Consider the following 24,693-nt stretch of genomic DNA (forward strand, 5'->3'; position numbering starts at 1 on the left):
AAATCCTTAACGGTGATCATATAGGATGGGCTAAGCATAGTAAGATACTATTATTGTCTTGCCTGCAAGATACCCTGAAAGGGGGAAATTTCTTCAACTGGACAATAAGTTGTGAAAATCACCCCGGCCTCCGGATATTTTCTGTTTAACTTAAAACAAATTCTATTAACCATGAAAAAGCAAACATCTAAAAAGCTCTCCCTCGGCAAGATCACTATTGCGAACCTGAAACCTCAGCAATTTGAAGACAAAAGGCCCACGCTCGTCACTGGCTGCAGCTTTAGAAAATGTACGCCGACAATTTAATCACCCTCAAAATGATCTCTCATGAAAAAGCAATCCACCAAAAAATTGAACTTAGCTAAAGTGAAAATCGCTTCCCTGCAAGGCACTAAACAGGACAAGGCTGTGACCGTATCATTTGCAGTATGCACTAACAATGCCAGTCAGGTACTTTCTATTTGCAGCATCGACTCCTGCAGATATTGAGTATAAGAAAAGGGGCTTGCCGTAAAGTGAGCCCCTTTTCGTAGCTTAGGCCCATGCCGCAGAAAAGAATAACCCATATCCTGAAAGACATCAGCCAACAGCTGGACCAACTCCTCCAAACCGACCATCAGCCCGGACTCCTGGGCGGGCACACAGGTTGTGCGCTCTTCTACGCTTACTACTACCAACTCACCGGAAAAGAAAAATACCTGCAAAAAGTGCACGAGCTCGTACTCAGTAGTATGGATGCCATGTCTGCCCATGCATTGCTACCTTCCCATTGCAATGGCATAGCCGGGATGGTGTGGTGTATTCAGCACCTCATGAACCAGGGTCTTGTAGATGGTGATATGGAAGAAATCTTCTCTGATGTGGATGTGCTGCTGGGCAATCAGATGATCGCTGACCTGAACGATAAAAAATACGATTTCCTGCACGAGGGCCTGGGCATAGCGGTATACTTCCTGGAAAAAGAAACACCCAGCCCATGGTTAACACAGGTAGTGACCGCCCTGGAAGCTACCGCTGTACCGCTTCCACAGGGCATTAGCTGGGAAGACCATTTCTCCCGGCAGTCAGTACCTTCTTTACCAGATGAGCCCTGTTATAACTTAGGCGTAGCGCATGGCGTGCCTGCCATCAGCACCATTTTGTCCAGGATAAAGGCAAAGGGGATCGACACGGGGCATTTATTGGAAAAGAGCCTGGACTGGCTGCAGTCAGCCGCTAATCCCGCCGCTTCACCCTCATTATATCCAACCCTGGTGAACAATGAAGGAGTAGCACTTACCACCAGCCATAGCCGTATGGGCTGGTGCTATGGAGATCTGCCGGTTGCCATGGCCCTGCTGAATGGCGGGTACACCGATAAGGCATACGAGATCCTGGCCCATAGCATACAAAACAGGGATGTTCAAAATGGCATGGTGCACGACACCTGTATCTGTCATGGAAGTGCAGGTATTGCACATATCTTCAACAGAGCGTATCTTCAGACAAAGGAACCGCTCTTTCAACAGGGCGCCGAAAAATGGTTACAACATACAATTGATCTTTATGAAAGCGCTGCTGGTTTAGGATTTTATGCGGATGGAAAATATGAAATAAAGGAAGGAATCCTGGAAGGCATAGCCGGTGTAGGACTGGCCCTGATAGCCGCAGTGGACAAGGATACAGACCCCGCCTGGGATAGGTGTATCCTGCTTTCCTAAAACCCGGAAATTAGTAATTTACATATAATTGAAAAACCCATGATCCGCCTGTATTTTGTGGATAATCATCCATTGATCCTGGAAGGACTGCGTGCATTGTTAAAAGGCGCACCTGACATCTTTGTTGCCGGACAAGCCCGCAATGGCACCAGCTGCCTGACTTTTCTTTCAGAAAATGCTATTGATGTGATCCTTACAGATGTATGTCTGCCTGATATTGACGGGCTGGATCTGTGTGCAGCTATAAAAGTTGAGTATCCAATGGTCCGGGTGCTGGCACTGAGTTCATGTAAGGATGCGAAGTATATCACCGCAATGATCGCCCATGGCGCCAGCGGATATGTAATGAAAGATGCAGACGGAGCAGAATTGTTAGAGGCGATTCATACTGTGCATAATGGGGGAACTTATTTTTCTCCAGGGGTAAGTCAGCTACTGGACGAAGAGAAAAAACATCACATCACCCGTCGAGAAAGGGAAGTACTGTATTTAATTGCCGAAGGCAATACCAATCCGGAAATAGCAGAGAAATTATTTATCAGTGCTGATACCGTGAATAGCCACCGAAAGAACCTGCTGGCAAAACTGGAAGTAAAAAACACGGCGATGTTAATAAAATACGCAGTAGACAATAAATTATTAGTATAAAAGAGGCTGACTAAGAAATAAATGAAGGCGCTGGGAATTGCGTAAAAGCCATTTCGTCTCCATCACCCGAACCCTTCTTAGTCAGCCCCCAAATATTAATTTGCTTTGAATTCTATCTTATCCACAACCACTTCCAATTTCTTCAGCACACCCATATCTGTCTTCACCTTTTTATCCCCTGTCACTTTATCATACATGCCTGGGTCACCTGAGTTATTTGCTTTAAACAACACCAGGACACCCTTTCCGGCAATTTGTCCGCCTTCCCAGCTATTCACAATCCCGCCATCTGTCCATTCAAAACCATTGATCTTAAAATCACGGCCATTTACTTTCACGACCTTATCCAAAGGGTCACCTACCTTGATGCCAAAGGGAGATTTCCAGCTGGAATGTGGTTTCGTAAACGTGATGGTAGGGCTCTTATCGCCATCAAATATTACCTGCATTTCATTATCTGTATCAGGGAATACAAAGTAGGCATTACCTGCATCGTTGCCTGCCAGGTCGGTAGTACCGCGGTATACGACGTGCTCTTTTCCATACAGGTTTTCCAGTTCTTGTGGTGTACGCAGTTTAAAAAGGGTACGTACATCCCAGTTATATTCATCACCACCGGCAGCAGTTGCTGTAGAATCTCCGGGTTCTTTTACTCCCGCAGATGCCGCAGTTGGCGTATTATCATTTTCGTGAGATACCGTCGTTGCTTCCTCTTCGGAAGAAACCTTCTTAGCAGGCTTTGGCTTCTTTGGCGGAATCGGCTGTGGCGTTGCCGCAGCTACCGGCATGGTACCCATCTTGATGATCGTGGCCTTTTCCTCGACCAATGCCTTGCTATCATTCTTATACTTATTCACGGTATAAGTAGCCAGTGGATATACGCTACCACTCAGTACCCCCATTTCACGGAAGTACGTGATCAGCGTTTGACGGTTACAGTCATTATACTGGTACAAAAACTTCAGGGATTCATCCAATGCTGCCGGATCACTCACCAGCTCAGTCATCGTCTTATCAATATCCAACCCGCCGGTACCGCTTTTGGAAAGCTGGTCGGCAATGAAAAGCTCGGCCTGGTGATTCTTTTGCTGATAGCGTTCGGCTACCCTATTGGAATAGTCCTCTGCTATATTAGCGGAAAGTTTTGTCTGTGCGCTCAGTGCTATGGGGAGCAGGAGCATAAAAAAAGCTAGAAACCTTTTCATCCATGTGAATTTAATGATAGCAACGACCGCTATCGGGTTAATAACGGGCATCACAGTCACTAAATTATGTAATATTACGCAGACGGCAGTTTTTTCACTACATATAGCGGCAGCCAGGTAAATAGTATCGCCAGTCCGCCCGCTATCCCTCCCGAAATAAGGGCCAGCCAGCTTCCTTCAAAACGATAGCCCGCCGGCATACTGATATACACGATCCACATCAGCCCCAGCACCAGTCCACCCGTAGCCAGCGCATTCACCCCGGCCAGTTTCAGCATAAATGGTAGCCGCGCATATCCCTCCGGCAATAAAGGAGTCAGACCGTTTTTCTCTGAAAAGGTGATGCATTTCTTTAATATGTCGAAGGTGATCCCAAAGGGCACAAATACTGACATAGGAATCAGGAAGCGCGCCATAGAATGCGCCCCATGAAATAAACTCACCGCATGCCTGTCTTCAAACCCGAAATAAGGAATGACCGCATTGATCAGCAGGTTGGTGATGAAATAAATATATAATTGCTTACGTGTGAATACCTTTAGCAGTTTATCCCTTGACCCCATAGGTTTGTTTTATACGGCTTTTCTCCTGAAGGATCGCTATCGCCTTCATTTGTATGGCCCGGGCATCACTTTCAGGGAGGAAAGCCTCGTTGGAAATAAATGTAAAATCAAGCAGCCCCTTGTAAGTAGAAGCCACCAATGTATTTGGATTGCGCCAGGGGAAACCGGCACTCGGACTATACACCGTCTCCAGCTCAAAGGTGTCAAACTTTTCCGGCAGCTGTAATTTCCCCATATTGGACAATGTCACGTCATGCGTACCATCCGTCGTTTTGAGATACGTTAGCATCCGGGGCAGTGAACCATGAAAATATTCCCCCATGTATAATAATTCGTGAATATTGATCTTGTCGATCTTCGCCATCAGCTCATTCTTAAAACTCCGGGTCCTGGTCCAGAAATCATTCAATGCACTCATCTCCGCAGATAATTCCACGATGGGCGCAAAGGCAAACAATTCATCGGCCGCAATCTCCGGCACAAAACGCCGGATATCCACAGGGCAAATGAGCTTATTATGTGCAGTAGTTGGTCTCACCTGCCGGAAGGCATCCAGGAAAGCAACAGCGATCGCCGAAAATAACGTCGTTCCTTCCTCCTTACACCGGTGTACGAGGGTATTGCTCAGTTCCTGGCTCAGTTTCCAGTTCAGTAAATATCCACGGGTCGTCACTGGTTTTAATCTCCGCGTTTTAAACCACAATACAAGCTGGGCTATTTTCCCAAAAAACAAACCCCGCAACCTGAATTTTTTGTTGGCCAGCAAGGCTGCCGGCAATAAATCTTCAATGGCCTCAAAGGATTCATAAGGGGAGAGTTCCAGTAAAGGATTATCCAATACCATCAGTAGCTCTCTCAATAATGTCAGGATGGAACTGCCATCGCAGATACAATGTGGACAAATCAATAATAACTCAGATACGCTATCAGACTTTAACCACACTACCCTGGCCAGTGGTCCCTGCGAGACATTAAATGGTTTGTACCATTCATTTACACTCACCTGTTGCCAGTCATCATTGGTATAGCGTTGCCTTATATCAACAGGAACCGGTGCGATCTGCGTATCCGTCACGTAGTATGGTGCGCCCTTTTCATCCTCCCGGATCACCACTCTTAATAAGGGATGTTTTTGCTGCAATTTCAGCAGGGCCTGTTCCAGTCTTTCACGGTTAATCTGCCCTTTTATCTTTACAGGAAATATACAATTCACAGGTGCCTCGGAGGATACATACATGATCCTTTCTCCAACAGTTAGTTTTCTGTTCATACAGTTAAAATTGGTGTGGTGCTGGGCAGCACTTCTTTTAATATTTGCAGGAAAGCATTCTTAATAGCTACGGCATCTTCCTTCGCTAAAAAGTCATCATTAGAAATAAACGTGAAATCCATCTGTCCTTTGAAAGTACTGGACAATATGGTATTTGGATTGGCGAAAGGCCCAATCACGGCAGGACTAAATACCGTATCGATGTCAAAAGAATGCCAGTGCTCTTCAAGATCCAGTTTGCCCATATTGGAAAACATCAGGTTGTAATTGAGTTTCCCATATGTCAGGAATTTGATCATGTGTGGAATCGCAGTGTGTGCGTATTCCAGCGCGTGCAGCATGGCGGTATTGAGTCGCCTTTGTTTGTCAGTGGCGGTGGGTTGCAGGAGCTGTACCCTTGTCCAGAAAGGTTTATTATGGTCATCCACAATGTCAAGTGTGATAGAGAGCCCGACCGCAAAAATGGAATCTCTGGTGATCGCTGGTACATACTTCCTGATATCCACGGGGCAGGTCACCCTGGCAGCTCCCTGATCTCCTTTTACGTTTCTGAATGCAGCGGCGAGCGCTACGCAGAGTGCAGTATTCACCGTTACGCCCATGGCATTACATTGCCGTATCAGGCTAGAAGTGGTCGACGCATCCAGTTTCCAGTGAAGTAAATAATCTTTTTCACGAAGAGTTTTTGACCTCCCTTTTGCAGACACTAATGCTGCCAGTAACTGACAACCATATTTAATCATCCCGCCGGTGAACTTCGCCTTGAACAATGGCCAGCCTTTTTGCTGAGACAATGGAATAATATCTTCCAGTGTGAGTAAGGAACGATGTTCACCAATGTCCAGGCCCGGATTATCCAGCAGGGCAACGATTTCCCTGATCAGTGCCCAGCGGCCGCCTCCATCACAGAGACAATGATGTAAGGTGAGGACAAGATCATTGTATCCCAGGGCCCTGATCCAGGTGAGCCTTGCCAGTGGTGCTGTCGTCGTGTCAAAAGGCTGGGCCAGTTCTGATACGGTAACCGTTTCCCAGTCTGTGCTGTGCACGATCTTCAAAGGAATGGCAGCAGGATGGTCCTGAACCACATAGTGGTCATCGATGATGTTTGCCCTGAGCAAAGGATGTTTTGCCTGGATACAAGCCAGCGCATGTGACAGTTGCTCTGCTGAGATCGAGCCTTTGATGCGGATAGTAGATACGACATTGAAAGGTGTATTGCCATCTCCCAGCATCAACCTTTCAGGGAAAAGTAATCTTCTTTTCATGCAGTTAACCTTGCTTTAGTGCGTTGTGCAAAAGTTTCTAAGAGTTCTACCGCTTTATCGTTTCCTCCGGCCTGGATAAATGTATCCCTGATGTGCTGTGCGCCTTGCCTGTATTTTTCATTTTGTAAAACCTCCCACATGCTGTCGCGCAGATCGCTTACCCGTAGCCGCTTGTAACGCAGTTTAATACCACAACCTGCATTTTCGATGAGCGATGCGGTGTGAAAATGATCGTATGCAATAGGAGTGATGAGCATGGGCAATCCGTTCAGGAAGGCATCATTCACTGTGTTGAAACCTCCGTGGCAGATCACCGCATCCATATGCGGCATCAATGCTGTTTGTGGTACGTAACCCTGTACAATGAAGTTGTCAGGCCACACATCAAAAATTCCCGGGTCAGTGGCTGCTACAATTGTCAAAGGCTCATTGGCAAAAGCTTCAATCAGCTTGCCAAAAAACGCTTTCCTGATATCTACCAGCAATGTGCCTAATGATACAAATACTTTTGGTCCGGTAGCCCTGGATAAGCGATCCCAGTCAAACGGGGTGTTATTCGGTCTGCCCTTTACAGGACCTACAAAGCGCATGTGTGGCAATGGTCTTTTGCAACCGGAAAACTCTTCGGAAGTAAATACAATATTCATTTCTCTTGAATGGATCGCAAACTCGCCTGAGTAAATACCCATCTCCTGGTGCAGGCCCTTGATCAGGTTCTGCTGCCATTCGAAGATCTTCGGAGAGTGCATGCTATCGGCTGTTACGTCCGGTGGTACAGGCGTAGTCGTTACACAGGGAATACCTTTCTGGTAAGCACAGATAGCACCAGCAAAAGTGATACAATCACTTACAATCACATCTGGCTGAAAATCATCAGCCACCCTGTTCACACCATTGATCATGATCCGGCAGAAAGGTAGATATGTCTCTTCCAGCGCCAGTCTCAGGGTTTCCACGCCAGATAGCTTCGGACCCTCGTCCTGCTTTTGTAAGATATGATGGATAGCAGTTTGATATTCTGCCAGCTCTGCATGCGGTACGATGAATTTTCCCCCGGCAGGAATATGCTCCGGCGCCAGCTCTTTCAATCCTACCCATATCACTTCATGTCCTTTGGCAATCAGGCTGCTGCCCACACTCAGCGTGGGACTGATATGCCCAAAGAAGGGCGGTACTACAAACATGAATTTAGACATAGGATAGTGGTTTAATAAAGATTAGTAAACTTTGTTGCGGTAAAATGCCTGGCTCATGGTCATGCCGTATGGAGGTGTCACGGGTGCCAGGTCTTCCAGCAAATCTGCCGCAGCAGCGGCGCCACCAGACCGTTCAAATGAATCCTGGATGCGCTGTGCAGCCTGTTTATACACAGGGTTATTTAAAATCTCCCACACCGCTTCACGAAGATGTGGTGCTTTGAAACGTTTGAAATTCAGGCGTACACCACTCTCTGCCTGTGTGACCTGACCTGCTACATGAGATTGATCGTAAGCAATAGGGATCACCACCAGTGGTATGCCGTGAGACAATGTTTCGCACACCGTGTTATGACCACCATGACATACCACCCCATCCAGGTGCGGTAGCAGATCCAGTTGTGGTACCCTGCTCTGTACAATAAAATTAGCCGGCCAGCTATCAAACAGCTTTTCATCGGATACAACGATCACTGTTACCGCCTGGTGTGCAAATGCATCTATGACCTTGCCAAAGAATTCCTTCTTGTAAGCATGGTCGAATGTGGTGCCAATCGAGACCAGTATCCTGGGATCACTTCCCATCTGAGACAATTGCTCCCAGTTAAAAGGCGGCGGTGTATGGCGGTTATTGAATACAGGACCAATGAACTTATAATGATCCGGTGTATCCATATAACCGAAGAAATCTTTTGAAGTATATACCAATGTGAGTTTTTCAGAAAGAACAATGGCGTCATTCCCGTGAACGCCCAGTTCCTGTTGCAGGCCAACAATCTGCTTTACTTCCCAGTCATGCACACCGGGCAGGTCTTCCACCATCTTGATGGCGGCAGGGGCTGTGACAGAAGTTGCATAAGGTATCTTCCTCTTGTACGCGGCAATCGCACCGGCAAAGAGCTGGTGATCATTGATCACTACATCTGGTTTGAATTGATCAAGAATGGTGTTGATCCCTTCGTACATAAAGCGGTTCAGGGGTATCAGTACCTCTTCGTAGAGGAACTTGATACTTTCAATACCGGATACATTCTTTTTAGTGATCTGGTCCAGGTAGGCTTCGCCGGTTTCATCGTAGGTAGCGGGCAGCAACTGACCACCTGCTGGTAATCGTGTAACTAGTGAAGGATCCAGGGTGATCCAGCCTACTTCATGCCCCCTGGTCAATAATTCAGCCCCGAGGCTCAATGTTGGGTTCACATGCCCGTGTAAGGGCGGAACTATAAACGCAAACCTTGCCATATTCTGTTATTGATTTGTCTGAATTTGCTCTGCCATCCTTCGAAGAAGTCTTTTAATCGTAATGCCGTTTCTTCCGGCTGTTGCAGCGGCAGATTATGATCCCCGTTCAGTAAGGCGATCCTGGAACGGGTGAGCCTGTCATATAAAGTTTGTCCGGATGGAACACAGTCTGAGTCCTTACCGTAGAGCAGCAGCGTTTCCTGTTTGATATACCCGATCTCTTTCCCGGAAAAGAAACCGCGCTCCTTGCTCAGGTCAGATTTGATCGAAGTTTCGTTGAACAGGTATTCGTACATGCGATGGTTTTTCTCCAGCTGCCGCTTGCCCATCCTGAACTTAGTGGTGTCAGTGAAATTGTTGATGTAGTCGATCAGGAACTCTTTGCTGTACATATCCATGATGCCCAGTCTTTCATTTTCACCGGGATCGGGAGCTTCAATCACTGCGAGTTTCTTCACCCGGCCTGGAAAGCGGATCGCCATGCGCAGGGCTATGAGCCCGCCAAAACTATAGCCTACCAGGTGCACCGCTTTGAGCTCTAATGTTTCCATCAGTGCCAGCAGATCGTTGGTAAGGGCGTTCAGGTCATAGCCATCTTTCTCCTTACCGCTCATGCCATGACTTTTCAGGTCATACATGACTACATGAAAATGTTTTGCCAGGATTGGGGCGATGTTGAAATAGTAAACGGACAGGTTGCTGAACATACCGTGTATCAGCAAAATGGTTTCCCTGGCTCCTTTGTTCATTTCCTGGACATGAACGGAGGTGTCATTGATCTTGATTACTGGCATTGTTCAATGTATTTTATAATGTCACCCAGCTTTAGATTGATCAGCTGGTCGAGGTCCATGCCGGAAAGCCATCCCGTAAAATCTACGTGCTCGCCAAAGTGACTCTTTACCTTCTCTGAAAAGGATACGATCTCAATACTGTCCATTTCCAGGTCCCTGGTAAAAGAGCTTTCTTTAGAGATGTCCATGTCTTCTACGAACTCTTCCCCGATTACCTCAGTAATGAATTGTTTCAACAGGGCGAAGATCTCTTCGCTGTTCAGTTTGTGTGCAGCTATAGCGTCCATCCGATAATAAAATTGTTGTGTTTAAGTGTCTGAATGTTGATATCGTTGATCCGTAATTCCTCGCCATTAATGGCGGTAACGGTATATGCTTTGGGATTGCCCTGGAGGCCCTTGCCCAGGTATTTGCCATAGGCTTCTTTGGCCACCCAGGCACGGATGATCCATTCATCGCGGTCCGTAACAGGCAGCAGTGCCAGCTCAGTAGCAGTAAACACCAGCTCACAAAACCCTTCGCTCTGTGGGTGTATCTCTTCTATGTCAATACCCACCGCCTGCTGACGACTTGCAATGGCTACCGCTTCCATGCCCTTGTGAGCGATGGATAGATGAATACCTTCCACACCGTCTACATAAGGTGCACCGGCAGCATTGTTTTTGATCTCAAATTCTATCGGGAAGCAATGTTGATCCATGACTGCGCGTACAGCATCTTTAGCAGCCACACGGCTGATGATCCTTTCTTTGCGCTTCATTGGCAACAGGCCTTTTACAAAGGTTTTCTCCGCCTGGTTGAGGTAACGCTTCTGGATAAAATCCCATGATACCACGCGCTGGTAAGCATTGTTGAAAGTGAATACACCAGGTGCGATCTCTTTTGCCAGTTTGTTTTGCAGGGGAGACATAGAGATCTGCCAGAGGGCTTCATCTATTTCCAGTCGCCTGTTTTGCCAGCCACTCACGATGGCCCAGGTCTGCCCCGCTTTTTTGATCACAAAATCAGCTGTGGCAAATTCATCATTCAGTTCAGTGAGCTGACAGGTGCATTCAAAACTGCCTGACTGATCCTGCATATCTCCATAGAAGGCTATTTCCTGGATCTTTACGGGGAAAGCGATCCTGTCTTTTGTTAAGATCAGTTGTAACCAAAGGCCGAAAAGCTGCCCTGCATTGTCTAATAAGGAACCTTTGCCCGTGCTGCTTTCGATGATGCCGGTAATGCCCTTTTCGCCCATGTGCACAATTTTCCGGATACCCTGGTAGGCAGGGCCATGGAACATGTGACGCTCATAGATCTGCGCCGGTGTTTTGTACAGATCATTTGAAAGAGAAGCACCAATAGAAAAATCCTTTACAGGTGGTGCTGCAAACTGTTTTGTAAGCTGTACCGTGGCATTCGCATAACTGGGTAAATCCAGCTGTACGGTATCATTGCCTTCCCATTTTCCCGTGATGGTTTCTTTGAAAGGAGAGGAGACATTCATCCATTGAAACACCTGTATGTTGTAAATGCGTTTTACAGCCCTGTTTTGACCGTTTACACGGGCAATGTCACCGAATAGCTCAAAGATCATTGTCATCGGTATAACGGGGTCCATATCCTCTTTAATGGGCCATCCCGGTTTTTGCTTTACCAATGCATGGTCGATGAGGTAAGGCGTGTTATCCAGGGAGATATTGAGAGTATGGGTAATCGGTTGTACGGAGATGGGGTCATTGAAGAGTGCCATGATCTCATCCTGGATAGCGGAGATCTCATCTACATTCTGCAGGAAAGCCTGTAAAACAGGTTTGCGTACCGGTGATGGAAATGCAGGTTTCATAGCCGGTACAGTAATCCCTTTCAGGCTCTCCAGCTCTTTTACAAAAGGAGAGCCTAATTGGAGGCGCATAGCGGATGTACGGCCGGGTGAAATGCCCAGGAATTCCAGGTTCACATTTTTCCCTTCCACAAACAGTGCCGCCATTACCCGCTGCAACTGGTCCAATCCACCACGGGTAGGTACATTTGCTGCAATGGCGCTATATGCTTTCCCTTTCAGGGTATCATCGACAAAGCCAATCAACCCACCTGCACCCACCTGGATAAACACGCGTACATTTTCCTGTTCATATAGCTTCACCGTCAATTCCCTGAATCTTACCGGCTTGATCAAATGATCCACACTCAGGTCCCTGATGGCCTCATAGGTATCCGGATACAGGTCCAGCGTAGTTGCCGACCAGAAAGGAATCTCCGGTTTCAGCCATTGGATCTTACTGATTCCTGCCAGCAATACATCTGTTTTTGGGGCTACAAAGGGAGAGTGGAAGCCAGACTGGAATGGGAGCACCTGGTGGAAGATCTGCTTAGCTTTCAGTACTTCAATGAAATCGGCCACCGCTGCATCAGTGCCACAAAGAATGGCCTGTTGCGGGCAATTATCCATTGATAAGTAAATATCCTGTTTCCCTGCCAGTAAGGGTAACAGCTGATCGTAGCCAACACCGGTTACAAGGAATTTCGCATTCTCTGTTTCCAGTGCCTGTGGATTCAGATCCTGCAGTATTTCAAGAATAGAAGCTTCCGTTGCCATACCCGCAGAGCGGCCTGCCAGCCATTCTCCCATACTATGACCTGCATTCAGGTCAGGGCGGATGCCCAGTTGCTTCAGGGCGGTATCAATGATACGGCTCCTTTCCAGCAGGGTAATGGCCGAATCATACACACTGTCCTTATGCTGCTTAACAGCGGGCAAATGGAAACGGGCTGCTACGCTATCCACCTCTCCGCCACCCAGGCCATCCAAACCCGGGAAAAGAAATGCCACCTTGCCGCCATTTGCCAGCAATGGCTCATTCGTAAACCAGATGTCCTGCTTGTTCCTCCAGGGGGTATTCCTGCCTACAATCTTTACTGCCCGCTTCATGCGCTCAGGCGAAGGGTCAAAGAGGGCTATGCGGTAATCACCCTGCCCGGGATCAGTTTCGTTATTTTCCAATGCATAGATCAGGGCTTCCGCGCTTTTCCTGGCCAGCAATACAACATTGGATGGGCTAAAGCCACTGAACACGCCTTTGGGCAGGGTATTAAAGCCCTCTACCACCAGGTGCGCATTGATGCCGCCAAAACCGAAAGCATTCACACCTGCCCGTAATGGCAAGCCTGTTGCCTGCCAGTCAGTCGCTTCCTGTACAGGGGCGAAGCGTGTATGTTGCATAGCTGCTACCGGCTCTTCACAGTGCATGGTGGGAGGCAGGGTATTATGATACAATGCCAGTGCCGTCTTTATTAATCCTGCCATACCGGCTGCGGGCATGGCATGGCCAATCATTGATTTTACGGAACCAATGCCTGCTTTATGGCGATGCTGACCAAACACTTCTGCAAGTGTCTCTAACTCTGTTTTATCACCTAATGGGGTACCCGTGCCATGGGCTTCGATGTATCCGATTTCATCAAGTCCGATGCCTGCGCGCTGCCATGCCTGCCTGATGGCAATGGCCTGGCCTTTCACAGAAGGACTCATCACACTGGTGCCCGCACCATCGCTGGAGATGCCACTGCCTTTGATCACCGCATACACCCGATCATTATCACGGACGGCATCTTCCAGTTTTTTCAACACCACAAAACCACAGCCTTCACCGATCAGCAATCCGTCTGCCTGCTGATCGAATGGCCTGATCTGTTGCCGGCGCGATAATGCACCCAGCTGAGTGAAGATGCTCCAGAAGGGAGCATTCTGCGATACATGCACACCACCAGCAATGATCATATTGGCCCTGCCGGTAGTGAGTTCCTGTATAGCATGATCGACTGCCAGCAATGAACTGGCGCAGGCGGCATCCAGGGTATAGGCTACACCACCCAGGTTCAGGCGATTCGCTACCAGCGATGCTACCAGGTTGGGGATCAATCCCATGGCCGTATCCGGGCCAAAGCGACCTTTCTTTTGCTGGAACTCTTTCTTTACTTTTTCAAGATCAGCACCTGGGAGATGCGGTAATAAGGTGCGCAGGAGTTGTACGATCTGCTCACCGGTACGTACGATCTCAATCGCCCTGGTAGCACCGGGTCCGGGATAATTCCCTTTGCCGATAATGATGCCTGTTTTTTCAAAAGAGATCTTTTTATCCAATACCCCTGCATCTTCCATTGCCTGCCTGGCAAGAGCCAGCGTGAGCAACTGCTCCGGTTCAGTACCTTCTACTGCCAGTGGCAGAATGCCAAAGCGAATAGGGTCAAAGCTGGCGTATTCATCGATGAAGCCACCCTTGCGACAATAAAAGCGGTCTGCCGCTATCGCCGCTGGATCAAAGAAAGTGGCATCCAGCCTGTGTTCAGGCACTACCTGTATCGCGTCTTTTTTCTGTATTATATTTTGCCAGAAGGCCTGGATATTGCCCGCACCGGGAAAGATACCAGACATCCCTATGATTGCTACATTCATATCTGCGGACGATTTAAAAGGTTAAGCCATGATCAGTACCTGGCTTTCATTGCCATATTTCAGCTCATTTACAAAGAGCTCCATGCCTTCCTGCAGGGGAATAAGCGCAATGCCCCTGCGTTCATATTCCCTTTCCAGCGCCGGCGATACCATGCCGGTACCTTTCCACGGACCCCAGTTGATAGCAGTTACCTTGCCTTTGATGGTATTGCGCAACTCCCATGCATAGCGGTCCATTACACTATTGGCCGCTGCATAGTCAGTTTGACCACGGTTACCATAAGCAGATGCGACGCTGGAGAAGAAGATGACAAACTGTACATCCGGGCGAAGCTGCTCCGCCAGTATCCTGAGTGGTGTTACCTTGGTCGTGTACACACGTTCAAAGGATTCAGAAGTCTTTTGCTGGAAGAGTTTATCCTCCAGCAAACCCGCACCATGTACAACACCGTCAATGCAGCCATAATCCTTGTATACCTGTGTGATGAGCTGACTGAGCGCCTGTTCATTGCGGAGGTCAAGTGAACGGTAGGTGACGAGCGCTCCATTCTTTTCGAGCGCTTGTATGGTCTGTAAGATCTGGTTCGCCTTGTGGATCTCTGCCGCTCTCTTTTCGATCTCTGCAGGTTTAGTAAATTGTCCTTCGGCTATCAGTTGTTGCTTGATCGCATCTTTACTGGTTAAAGATGCATATTGTGATGAAACCGTATTGCGTGGATCGGCGGATCGGCCTACCAGTATGTAATTACAAGGATAGTCTTTCGCAAAGCGGATCATCAGTTCGGCAGTAATACCCTGTGCTCCGCCTAGCACCAGTACCACACTGTTCTTATCCAATTGCAATTGCGAAGTATCACCGGCTGGTAACTGTGAAGGAATCAGGTTGTAAGTATGCCTGTTACCGTTATGATAGATCACTTCTGCCGGTTCATCAGGATGCAGGATCTCGTCTATGATCATGCCCGGGATGCGATCAGCGGGGAACTGCCCGGTGAGCGTAATGCTACGGCATTTGGTAGTCTCCCATTCCTTGTCCAGGCTTTTCAGGAAGCCGGGATAACCCTGTACACTGCGCAGGTCTTTGGCATCACCATTCAGTACACCAGAGATGGCATAGACCCATTTTGCTTTATCAGGATTGAGTTTTTTGATGGTGTCAAATGCAGCCAGGATACCAGGTCTGCCGGGGGCTGTGAGGAGGTCGGGAATAATAAGGCCATCATAATCATCTAAAGGTTCATTCCCTTTTATAATATTTGCCCGCGCACCTTTTTCCAGCAGCAAACTTTGTAAAGTAACCGGTAATGCACTACCATCATCCATAATAGCAAATAGTGCGTCTTTAAGAGTTACAGCCTGTTGCGCAAAAGAAGAAGGTGTCAGAGAAAAGCACAACCTTGACAGACTTGCTGCTGTAGCTGCCGCCATGGCATTCGCTGTATGGTACACCGGGATAGTACCAGCGGTTTCCTGGACTGCCTTAGCGCCCGCATTATCCGCCATCCAGCGCAGTAATCCATTCAATGTCTTAATCCCTGCCAGTGCTTCTGTCTTATCCTCTCCATGCTGAGAGAAGCTGCCAATCCGTATTCTCAATTCACCCAATATTTCCATTCGCTTGATAGAATCAATACTGAGATCAGCTTCCAGGTCCAGGTCCATACCCAGCATATCAGCGGGATAACCGGTTTTTTCACTGACAGTGAGCAGGAGGATATTTTTAATTTCATTTTCTGATAATGCGGCAGATGCCTGCGCGGTTGCTGCTGGAATTGCATGCTGCAGCGATACACCTCCTGTATCCGTTAGTGCCTGTGCATCTACATTTTCAGCAATCCACTGTAACAAACCATTCAGTGTTTTGATCCCTGCCAGTTGTTCTACAACCGCCTCGTCTGATTTACCACTTGCTGCAAAGCCACCCATCTGGGTACGGAGCTCACCAATGATTTCCATCCGCTTGATAGAGTCAATGCTCAGATCAGCTTCCAGGTCCATTTCAAGACCGAGCATTTCATGTGGATAACCAGTTTTTTCACTGACTACTTCGATGAGGATGCGTTTGGTGTCTTTCTTCGCAGGCGCAGGAGTGTACGCTGGTGCTGCCACAGGAACAGGAACCGGAGCTTGATGCGCAGCCGCACCAGGAGCCGGCACTAACCCGGCATTTGCCACAGGTGCAGCATAAGAAACCGCTGGTGTATGCCCCAGGTACCCCAGGATCACATCTCTCTGTGCCTGCACTAACAATTTCACACTGTTCAGATATTCCTGTACCATGTGCTCCGCATTCCCGGACGGTGCTACAACTACCGGTGCAGTTCCTATATTCAACTTCAATGGCTGCAACACCGGCATAGCCCCATGCGCAGGCAATTTACCCACGGTTGGCACTGCCATATGACCATTCACCAGCCACACCGTAGCACTCTTTTTATACTGCGCCGGATTATCCAGATCCAATACCTGGGGATCTCTGCCGTCAAATAACTTCTCCAGGCGAATAGCTCTGCCCGTACTGATATATTTCGCCAGGGTATTCAACAAATGCGTAATTGCATTCGGAGTCTTATCTTCTGTATGTAAAATCAGCGTTTCCTTGCCCAGTGTCGCTTTCGCCAGGTTACTCAACACCTTACCCGGACCTGCCTCAATAAACACCCGTGCCCCTGCTGCATACATCTGCTCTACTTCTTCTGCAAACAATACCGGTTGTACAATATGCGCTGCCAGTCGTTCCCTGATCTCCGCAGGTTGTGTAGGATACAACTGCGCCGTTGTATTTGACCATACCGGAATGGATAATGAAGCAAACTCCACATCCTTGATCGCGGCTGCATACAAGGCTTTCGCACCTGCTATCACCGGGCTATGAAACGCACAGGCTACTTCCATCTGTTTGTAAGTGATCTTCGCTTCTTTCAGCCGAACCATGAGCACCTCCATATCAGCCGTCTTACCAGCCAAAGCCCATTGTGTTGGAGAATTATGATTCACAGGATACACCCCGGATTCAGCACCTACAAATGGTTTCAACACATCTTCCGTACAACTCACTGCGACCATCACACCTTTATCAGCAGCAACAACGCCTCCTAATATGGCCTTCGCACGCAACTCACTCAGTGGCACCAACTGCGCTGGTGCAAACGCCCCCGCAAAGCACAATGCCGGCAATTCGCCATAACTATGCCCTGCCACCATATCAGGTACAATACCCAATGATTGCAGGAACTGCGCCATGGCCAGGTCCACAATCCCCAACACCGGTTGTGCTACCCGTGTATCTTTGATCTGGTCTTTTTGCAACTGGCTCGCCTCGCTATTAAACACCGCCGGTGGAAACAACACTTTCTCATAGGCAGGGTGTTGTTTCAATAACTGGCGCATCACAGGGAAAGCCACAAACAACTCTCTCGCCATATTGATCCGCTGACTACCCTGCCCGGGGAACAGGAATGCCAGCTTACCTTCTACCGGCGCCGTTACATAAATATCCTTTGAGGTAGCGCCCGCCAATGCCAGATCTACTTTCATCATCAGGTCCTCCCTGCCTGTCGCCACAATAGATAAGGTCACCGGCTCCTGGCTATACACCGCCAGGCTATAAGCCAGATCCTTCAGCGATATACTGTCATTGTTTTGGAGTATGCTGCTTACCGCTTTCAGCAGCGGCTCACTATTACCTCTGAATACAAATAGTTCCGCCGGCCATGCCTTCATTGCGGTGCGGTTATCCTGTACACCCGCGTCATTTTCTATCACCGCATGAAAGTTCGTACCGCCAAAACCAAATGCACTGATCCCCGCTGTCCGCTTATCATCCAGCCACAATCCAGCTTCTGCATTAAACAGGAACGGGCTATTGGCCGGATTATAAAAACTATTCGGTGTCTTCATGTGCAAGGTCGGTGGCTTGATGCCATGATACACTGACAAGGCTGCTTTGATCAATCCAGCCAGGCCTGCCGCACACTTGGTATGCCCGATCTGCGTCTTTACAGACCCCAGGTAGGTCTGCCCGATCACTGCTCCATTTTGTATCAGCATATCAGAGATCGCGCTGATCTCCGTCTTATCACCTACTACCGTACCGGTACCATGTGCTTCCACCAAACCTACATTGGCAGGCGAGATACCACTCATCTCATATGCACGTTCCAAAGCCTTTACCTGTCCGGCTTTGCGGGGTGCTGTCAACCCCAGGCTCTTTCCGTCACTACTGCCTCCCACACCTTTTATCACCGCATATATTTTATCGCCATCTCTTTTCGCATCTGCTAATCTTTTCAGCACGATCATCGCCACACCTTCACCCAATGCAATCCCATCGGCCTCACTGTCAAAAGTTGCACAGCGACCTTTTTTAGACAAGGCATGTGTACTGCTGAACATCAGGTAATCATTAATCCCATTATGGAGGTCCGCAGCACCAGCGAGCACCATTTCTGACTTACCCAATACCAGCTCCTGGCAAGCCAGGTCAATTGCAGCCAGCGAAGATGCACACGCCGCATCCACCGTATAGTTACGACCTCCCAGGTCCAGCCTGTTCGTAATACGACCGGAAATAACGTTCGCCAGTACCCCCGGAAAACTATCTTCCGTCATCTTTGGCAACACTGCTTTCAGTTCTTCCGGCATCTCGCCCAGGTACTGCCTGTAAGTAGATCTGAATCCATAACTATTCGCCAGGTCAGTGCCTCCTTCCGCGCCAATGATCACTGATACATCTTCCCCGTTATATTCCTTGCTGCCATACCCGGCATTATCCAGTGCCTGCTTTGCTACCAGCAATGCCAGCAGCTGGGTAGGATCTATTGCTGCCAGTGACTGTGGCGGAATACCAAACACCATTGGATCGAAGTCAATGCGTGGAATAAAACCACCCCACTTGGAGGGAGACATCTCACCATCATTCGAGTTATTATCAAAATACAATTCCTTGTTCCAGCGATCATCCGGTACTTCTGTCACACAGTCTACCCCATTCAATATATTCGCCCAGAACTCATCGATGTTCTTTGAACCCGGGTAGATACAAGCCATCCCAATGATCGCTACATCCAGTGCTTTCTGGTCAAAAGACAATGGAGCCGGCAACACCGCTTTATCAATGATGGCCTGGTTCATGGCAGCTACATCTTCATGCAGCGCATGCATGGTCACCGTTTCATGGCGCATGGCGGCTACCTGGCCGATCATATACATCCCTTCACTCAGCTGTTGTTTCGCGGTTATTTTTACCAGTCCTTCAGCAGTCCTGTCCACACCTTTTGCGGCTATGCGCAGGCGGCCCACGTTCAGCGATTCCAGTTGCGCCCAGATCTCTTTTTTATCCACATTGGCAGCCGTCAGCTGCTCTTTTTCCTTATTAAAATAATCGGCAAAAGGGGAGTGAAGACAGCGGGTTTCATGACCCGGCGCAGTTTCCAGCAATACAGTATGATTATGAGCAATGGCCTGATCCTGGAATTGCTGCAGGATAGCGCCTGTTGCTACAGCTTCTTCTGTATAGATATACGCAGTACCCATCAGTACGCCCACCTTTGCACCTTTTGTTGCGAGGGGGGCTGCCATCACACCAATAAACGCTGTGGACAATGCATCATGAATACCACCGGCAAAGAATATACTGAATTGCCCGGCACTTTCTTCCTGCAATAACCTGTCAATCTGTTTCTCCCAAAGCACAAAGCTGGACAGGGGGCCAACATGTCCTCCGCATTCGCGGCCTTCAAACACAAATTTCCTGGCCCCTTCTTTAATAAACATATCCAGCAGGGAAGCTGAGGGTACATGCAGGAAAGACTGGATACCCTGCTGCTCCAGCGCTTTGGCCTGGGAGGGGCGGCCACCGGCTATGAGCACAAATGGCGGTTTTTCCTCCAGTATGTAAGCAGTCTGCTCATCTCTCAGCTCCTGCGGTGCAAAACCCAGTATACCCACACCCCAGGTTTTGTCACCCGCAAGTTGTTTGGTTTCGCGGATCAGGTTACGTGCTGAATCGCCTTTCAATAAAGACAGGGCTACGAATGGTAGTGCACCTGCATGGGCTACCGCCGCAGCAAAAGCGGGTACGTCGCTCACACGTGTCATAGGCCCCTGTGCAATGGGATAGGTAATATTCAGTGCCTTCGCCAGTGCATTATTCGGACTAATGACAGGCTGCGTTTGTGCCTGCCTGATATGCCCACTGATAGCGTGGTGCATACCGGTGATCAATCTGCCTAATTTCTTATATCGCTTTACGAGATCGGTTGAAATAGCAATGTCCTGACCCAGCGGCAAATAAGCCTTATCCAGGTCCAGGCCACCTAGCAAGGGCTCCAGTTCAGCCATGGTTGCGTGCTCCGGCAGCTCCGGGGAATTGGGGCGTACCAGCACACGGTAGTGATCAATGATACGGGTTTCATTACCATTGAGTTTCTCGCATACGTTTTTTAATGATTTAGGGGCAGTACATTCAGGGAAGAGTACCAGTTGACTGTCCAGTACCACACCTGCTGCGCCGGTGGCTATAAGGGCTGCTGTAGTGTGAATGCCGATGCCTCCCTGTACATATATTTGAGCATCGGGCATTGTTTTTACTACCTGTTGAAAAAGGATGTAAGATGATTCATCACCCGTTTTACCTCCACTTTCATTTCCTTTGAGGATGATGGCATCAGCTTTCTCTTTCTTTGCCAGCCTCGCTTCAGCAAGGCTATGTACCTGGTAAAATAGTTGAACGCGCTTTGGCAGTTTTAATTTCATTCCATAGGGTGCTATTACCAGCGTAACCTGTTCAGGAAGGGAAAGATCTGAAATGGTAGCATGCATGATGCATACCCCGAATGGTTGTGGCTGTTGTTGCGCCAGCTCAGACAACGCCTGTTCCGCAATGTGTCTGTTACGTCCTAAGTGAAGCACAGGAAAGGCTTTCGCTTGCGCCAAAGAGAGGGCCAGGTGGACGTCAGGGCTTTCGAACGGGGTGATCCCGATAATTGTAGACATATTCATACTAGGTTATTTTGAGTTGGATAACGGGCATGCCTATACCGGACTACGATCAGCGATTGATCATAGTAATGCTACACCGCGTTCCTGATTATTTTAATATAGCTATTACGCCCTGGAGCTGCTATGCTGACGTCTGGACATAGCATGTCCATCCTGTTTTCACGAACTGGATTTTTTTCATAACGCAGACTTATTAAAGGCTAAACGGGCCTGGATCTCACATGAACTAAGTTCTCCTGCTGCAGAAGGTTAAATGGCTGTAAGAGACCCTCGTCTTGCAGCTTTCATATGACAATTCCTGGTAAAAAATCGATTCCGGTAATGGCTATCCTGACACGGTTATTAATAAAGCCAGGGGGCTTAATTAAACTTCCGTTTACAGACAGGCTGATGCAACAATACAATTGATTTTGCATACCCCTGCCGGGTTTCATACTGAGTTCGGGTGGTGGTTTTCATAGACTTTAAAGATATTTGTAGGTAATCTGGTTATTCTGAGATGTCTCCATGGTTAAGTGTCAGTACAACACCCTCAATGTTATCTTAAAGCTAATGAAATTTCCTTAAAAAAATATAGGGCTTAGCGATGAAATATTGGTTCGTAACAGGAAATTAATGTTTATCAAACATACTTAATTGAGTAAAGAACGGCGTGCTGCTAAAACAAACAGGTGGCACGGAAACCCATGCCACCTGCGTAAAATCATAAACTGATACTTAGTAATCTGCAGACATTTTTCCAACGAGCTTATATCCTCTGGAATTGTCTGTGTTAGTGACTTCCTGGTAATACATACCATCGGGAGAAACGTATAATTGCTGACCATTAATCTCTACTCCTCTGCTACCATTTGGTAGTTGTTCGAGCACTTCCGGATCAGGTGCCGGTGCCGGTTGTTCGTCCTGTGCTTTACCCGTATCCAATTGTCCGTTTTTACCAACTACCACATATTTTACTTGTTTATCCTGTAGAATCTCCTGGTAGTAAGTACCGTTTTTTTCGTAGTAAGTATTCCCGTCAATCACCACGGTATTTACCCCATTGGGTAAAACAGGTATCACCACTCCTATTGGAGGATCTACTACCTTGTATTGTTCATGCGTTGTACCTTCACTTGCATATGGCTGATAGAAGTATCCATCAGCGTAGTAATAAGGCCCCCATGTAGTGTTAAAAGAAAGGAAGCCATAAGGCAGTACATTCACCACGAAACCAATAGGCATACCGTAATAACGATATGGGCGATAATATGGACGGGGATAATAATGATAAGGAGAGCGGTAATAACCACCACCTGCATAAAAGCGGGGACCGCCAATCCTGGTACCTACACCAACAGCAATTCTGCCCCCACCGCCGCCAAACGCTACACGACCACCACCACTAAAAGCCACGCGGCCACCACCTCCAAATGATACACGGCCACCGCCATGTCCTCTTTGTGCATATGCACTATCCATTGTTGCCACACTTACCAGGGCTATAAGGGTAAGCAACAGGTATAACCTGGTCTTCATTTTGCCTGAATTTAAATATTAGATCGATTTGGATACGCTAAGTTTAACGTTTAAACACGCTTTAACATTTTTTGTGAAGGTAAATCCGAAGGGCTTAAATCCCGCTTAAAAAAGCATTAAAACAGCTGATTGCGCAGGATCCTTTTGATCATCTGGATCGTGTTGCGGCTTATTTGTCCCTTATACTTATTAAGTATAGCAATTTCCGTGCTACCCTTGCTCAGTTCGTTAACAACCGGCAACCATTTGCTCAGGAATGCCGAATTGGGGGTACGATATTTCAGCAGGCGGCGTACTGTTTCTATAACCGCTTTAGGTACAGTGCCTTCGTGGAGTTCAAATACTTCGTCCGTACTCAGGCCCAGATCAATGTCCTGTGCTACACGGCTATAATCCTGCAGGTATTTTTCGTTGGCTTCCATTACCTGCAATAAGGGATCTTCGCTGTAGCGGATCTGTCCATATTGTTTGGCTTGTTTATGTATACGGCTAAGTGCGTAATTGCGGGCTACATTGTCACAAATAATGAGGTCGGAGGGCTGGAGTTCGAACCATTCACCTTTTACCCTTTTATGCTGAAAAATAACATGCAGACATTCTTCAAGGTCATCCATATTAGCAGCAGGATATTGGCGGATTACACGGAACATAACGGGCAGGTGAGTATGATAGGAAGAAAGCCTTTTTTGCAGGTCATGGGTTTTCCCAATCTTGTAAAGGTTTTTCCCTGTATTGATTATATAAACACACTTACCAATGAGGACTTGTTCCATAGTGACAGAATGACAATCCGAGGTTCTATCTGCAAAATGTAGAATTTTTTTTAATAATGGTGCTATTTTTTTGCAGGGGCCTTTAATTTAGTAGGATGAAATATAACACCCTGGGTAAATCGGACCTTCAGATCAGCGAAATCGCGTTTGGATGCATGTCGCTGGGAGAGAACGCCTTAGAGAACACTTTCCTGGTGCACCGTGCGCTGGAAAAGGGGATCAACTTCTTTGACACCGCAGATCTCTATAACCATGGGGATAATGAAGTTCAACTGGGCCTGGCGCTGAAAGGGAAACGGGATAAGGCCGTGATTGCTACCAAGGTGGGTAACCAGTGGAAAGCGGATAAAAGCAGCTGGGATTGGAATCCGTCCAAAGAATACATCCTCAGGTCAGTAGATGAGAGCCTGCGTCGCCTGGGTACAGACTACATTGACCTGTACCAGCTGCATGGCGGCATGATGGAAGACCCTATTGATGAGACCATTGCGGCTTTTGAGCAATTACAGCAGGCAGGGAAGATCCGTTATTACGGTATTTCTTCTATTCGCCCGAACGTGATCAGGGAATATATCAAACGGTCCAACATCGTGAGCGTAATGATGCAATACAGCCTGCTGGACCGCAGACCGGAAGAGAGTTGCCTGGAATTATTAAAATCAAATAATATCGGGGTCTTAGCCAGGGGAGGAGTTGCCAAAGGACTGCTGGCCGGCAAGCACCCGGAGTCTTACCTGAATTACGATGCGGCCGCTGTGGCAAAAGCAGCACTGGCCATAGCAAATATTTCCGGGAAGGGTCGTACACTGGCCCAGACCGCCCTGCGCTTTGTACTGCACCAGCCGGCTATTGCCGCGGCTGTAGTGGGTATCAGAACCCAGAATCAGCTGGAAGAAGCGGCTGGTGTGTTCACCTCCGCAGCATTGACACCACAGGAGATCAATGCATTGCAACAGGCCATCCAACCCAGTTTCTACGATCAGCACAGGTAAAAAAAGAACCTGTCTCAAAAGTGATTTGAAGGCACTGAGAATTTTATTAAAAATTCTCTCCCCAGGTATCTCCGTGAAAAATCC

General features: G+C 47.9%; 17 protein-coding genes. 5 read left to right on the forward strand and 12 right to left on the reverse strand.

Annotated elements, in window-relative coordinates:
- The first annotated feature begins 171 nt into the window (after positions 1 to 171).
- From U0033_RS24915 to U0033_RS24930, 4 genes are read left to right on the forward strand one after another with little or no spacing between them, the layout of a single operon-like run.
- Positions 172 to 306, forward strand: a complete 135-nt coding sequence (locus U0033_RS24915; protein WP_218164021.1) for a class I lanthipeptide — start codon at positions 172 to 174, stop codon at positions 304 to 306.
- A 21-nt stretch (positions 307 to 327) separates the two neighbouring features.
- Positions 328 to 489, forward strand: a complete 162-nt coding sequence (locus U0033_RS24920) for a hypothetical protein (protein ID WP_177318591.1) — start codon at positions 328 to 330, stop codon at positions 487 to 489.
- A 53-nt stretch (positions 490 to 542) separates the two neighbouring features.
- The gene (locus U0033_RS24925; RefSeq protein ID WP_072360327.1) at positions 543 to 1,700 is read left to right on the forward strand and encodes a lanthionine synthetase C family protein; all 1,158 of its coding nucleotides are present in this window, start codon (positions 543 to 545) and stop codon (positions 1,698 to 1,700) included.
- Between the two features lie 39 nt (positions 1,701 to 1,739).
- Entirely contained in the window at positions 1,740 to 2,348 is a 609-nt protein-coding gene (locus U0033_RS24930; protein WP_072360328.1) for a response regulator, read from the forward strand.
- Positions 2,349 to 2,443: 95 nt separating this feature from the next.
- Here U0033_RS24930 and U0033_RS24935 read toward each other — a convergent pair whose 3' ends face one another.
- The 12 genes from U0033_RS24935 to U0033_RS24990 all read right to left on the reverse strand — a co-directional run bounded on the left by U0033_RS24935 (position 2,444) and on the right by U0033_RS24990 (position 23,617).
- Positions 2,444 to 3,553: a hypothetical protein gene (locus U0033_RS24935; protein ID WP_143150708.1), complete on the reverse strand. Its 1,110-nt coding sequence runs from the start codon at positions 3,551 to 3,553 to the stop codon at positions 2,444 to 2,446.
- A 74-nt stretch (positions 3,554 to 3,627) separates the two neighbouring features.
- Positions 3,628 to 4,116: a hypothetical protein gene (locus U0033_RS24940; protein ID WP_072360332.1), complete on the reverse strand. Its 489-nt coding sequence runs from the start codon at positions 4,114 to 4,116 to the stop codon at positions 3,628 to 3,630.
- Positions 4,100 to 5,386: a condensation domain-containing protein gene (locus U0033_RS24945; protein WP_072360334.1), complete on the reverse strand. Its 1,287-nt coding sequence runs from the start codon at positions 5,384 to 5,386 to the stop codon at positions 4,100 to 4,102. Before U0033_RS24945 ends, U0033_RS24940 begins: the two co-directional genes overlap by 17 nt.
- Entirely contained in the window at positions 5,383 to 6,654 is a 1,272-nt protein-coding gene (locus tag U0033_RS24950) for a condensation domain-containing protein (RefSeq protein ID WP_072360336.1), read from the reverse strand. The genes U0033_RS24945 and U0033_RS24950 overlap by 4 nt, the downstream gene beginning before the upstream one ends.
- Entirely contained in the window at positions 6,651 to 7,850 is a 1,200-nt protein-coding gene (locus U0033_RS24955) for a glycosyltransferase (protein ID WP_072360338.1), read from the reverse strand. The genes U0033_RS24950 and U0033_RS24955 overlap by 4 nt, the downstream gene beginning before the upstream one ends.
- A 21-nt stretch (positions 7,851 to 7,871) precedes the next feature.
- Entirely contained in the window at positions 7,872 to 9,092 is a 1,221-nt protein-coding gene (locus tag U0033_RS24960) for a glycosyltransferase (RefSeq protein ID WP_072360340.1), read from the reverse strand.
- Positions 9,071 to 9,886 carry an alpha/beta fold hydrolase gene (locus U0033_RS24965; protein ID WP_072360342.1) on the reverse strand — a complete coding sequence of 272 codons (816 nt, stop codon included), beginning with the start codon at positions 9,884 to 9,886 and terminating at the stop codon, positions 9,071 to 9,073. The genes U0033_RS24960 and U0033_RS24965 overlap by 22 nt, the downstream gene beginning before the upstream one ends.
- The gene (locus U0033_RS24970) at positions 9,877 to 10,173 is read right to left on the reverse strand and encodes a hypothetical protein (protein ID WP_072360344.1); all 297 of its coding nucleotides are present in this window, start codon (positions 10,171 to 10,173) and stop codon (positions 9,877 to 9,879) included. The genes U0033_RS24965 and U0033_RS24970 overlap by 10 nt, the downstream gene beginning before the upstream one ends.
- Positions 10,161 to 14,324: a type I polyketide synthase gene (locus U0033_RS24975; protein ID WP_072360346.1), complete on the reverse strand. Its 4,164-nt coding sequence runs from the start codon at positions 14,322 to 14,324 to the stop codon at positions 10,161 to 10,163. Before U0033_RS24975 ends, U0033_RS24970 begins: the two co-directional genes overlap by 13 nt.
- 21 nt (positions 14,325 to 14,345) lie before the next feature.
- Positions 14,346 to 21,320: a type I polyketide synthase gene (locus U0033_RS24980; protein ID WP_245801760.1), complete on the reverse strand. Its 6,975-nt coding sequence runs from the start codon at positions 21,318 to 21,320 to the stop codon at positions 14,346 to 14,348.
- 723 nt (positions 21,321 to 22,043) lie between these two features.
- The gene (locus tag U0033_RS24985; protein WP_072360350.1) at positions 22,044 to 22,844 is read right to left on the reverse strand and encodes a DUF6515 family protein; all 801 of its coding nucleotides are present in this window, start codon (positions 22,842 to 22,844) and stop codon (positions 22,044 to 22,046) included.
- 116 nt (positions 22,845 to 22,960) lie between these two features.
- Entirely contained in the window at positions 22,961 to 23,617 is a 657-nt protein-coding gene (locus tag U0033_RS24990) for a GIY-YIG nuclease family protein (RefSeq protein WP_072360352.1), read from the reverse strand.
- Positions 23,618 to 23,712: 95 nt separating this feature from the next.
- Here U0033_RS24990 and U0033_RS24995 point away from each other — a divergent pair, with 95 nt between their 5' ends.
- The gene (locus U0033_RS24995; RefSeq protein ID WP_072360354.1) at positions 23,713 to 24,609 is read left to right on the forward strand and encodes an aldo/keto reductase; all 897 of its coding nucleotides are present in this window, start codon (positions 23,713 to 23,715) and stop codon (positions 24,607 to 24,609) included.
- Positions 24,610 to 24,693: the final 84 nt, after the last annotated feature.

This window comes from Chitinophaga sancti (genome assembly GCF_034424315.1).
GTDB classification, from domain to species: domain Bacteria; phylum Bacteroidota; class Bacteroidia; order Chitinophagales; family Chitinophagaceae; genus Chitinophaga; species Chitinophaga sancti.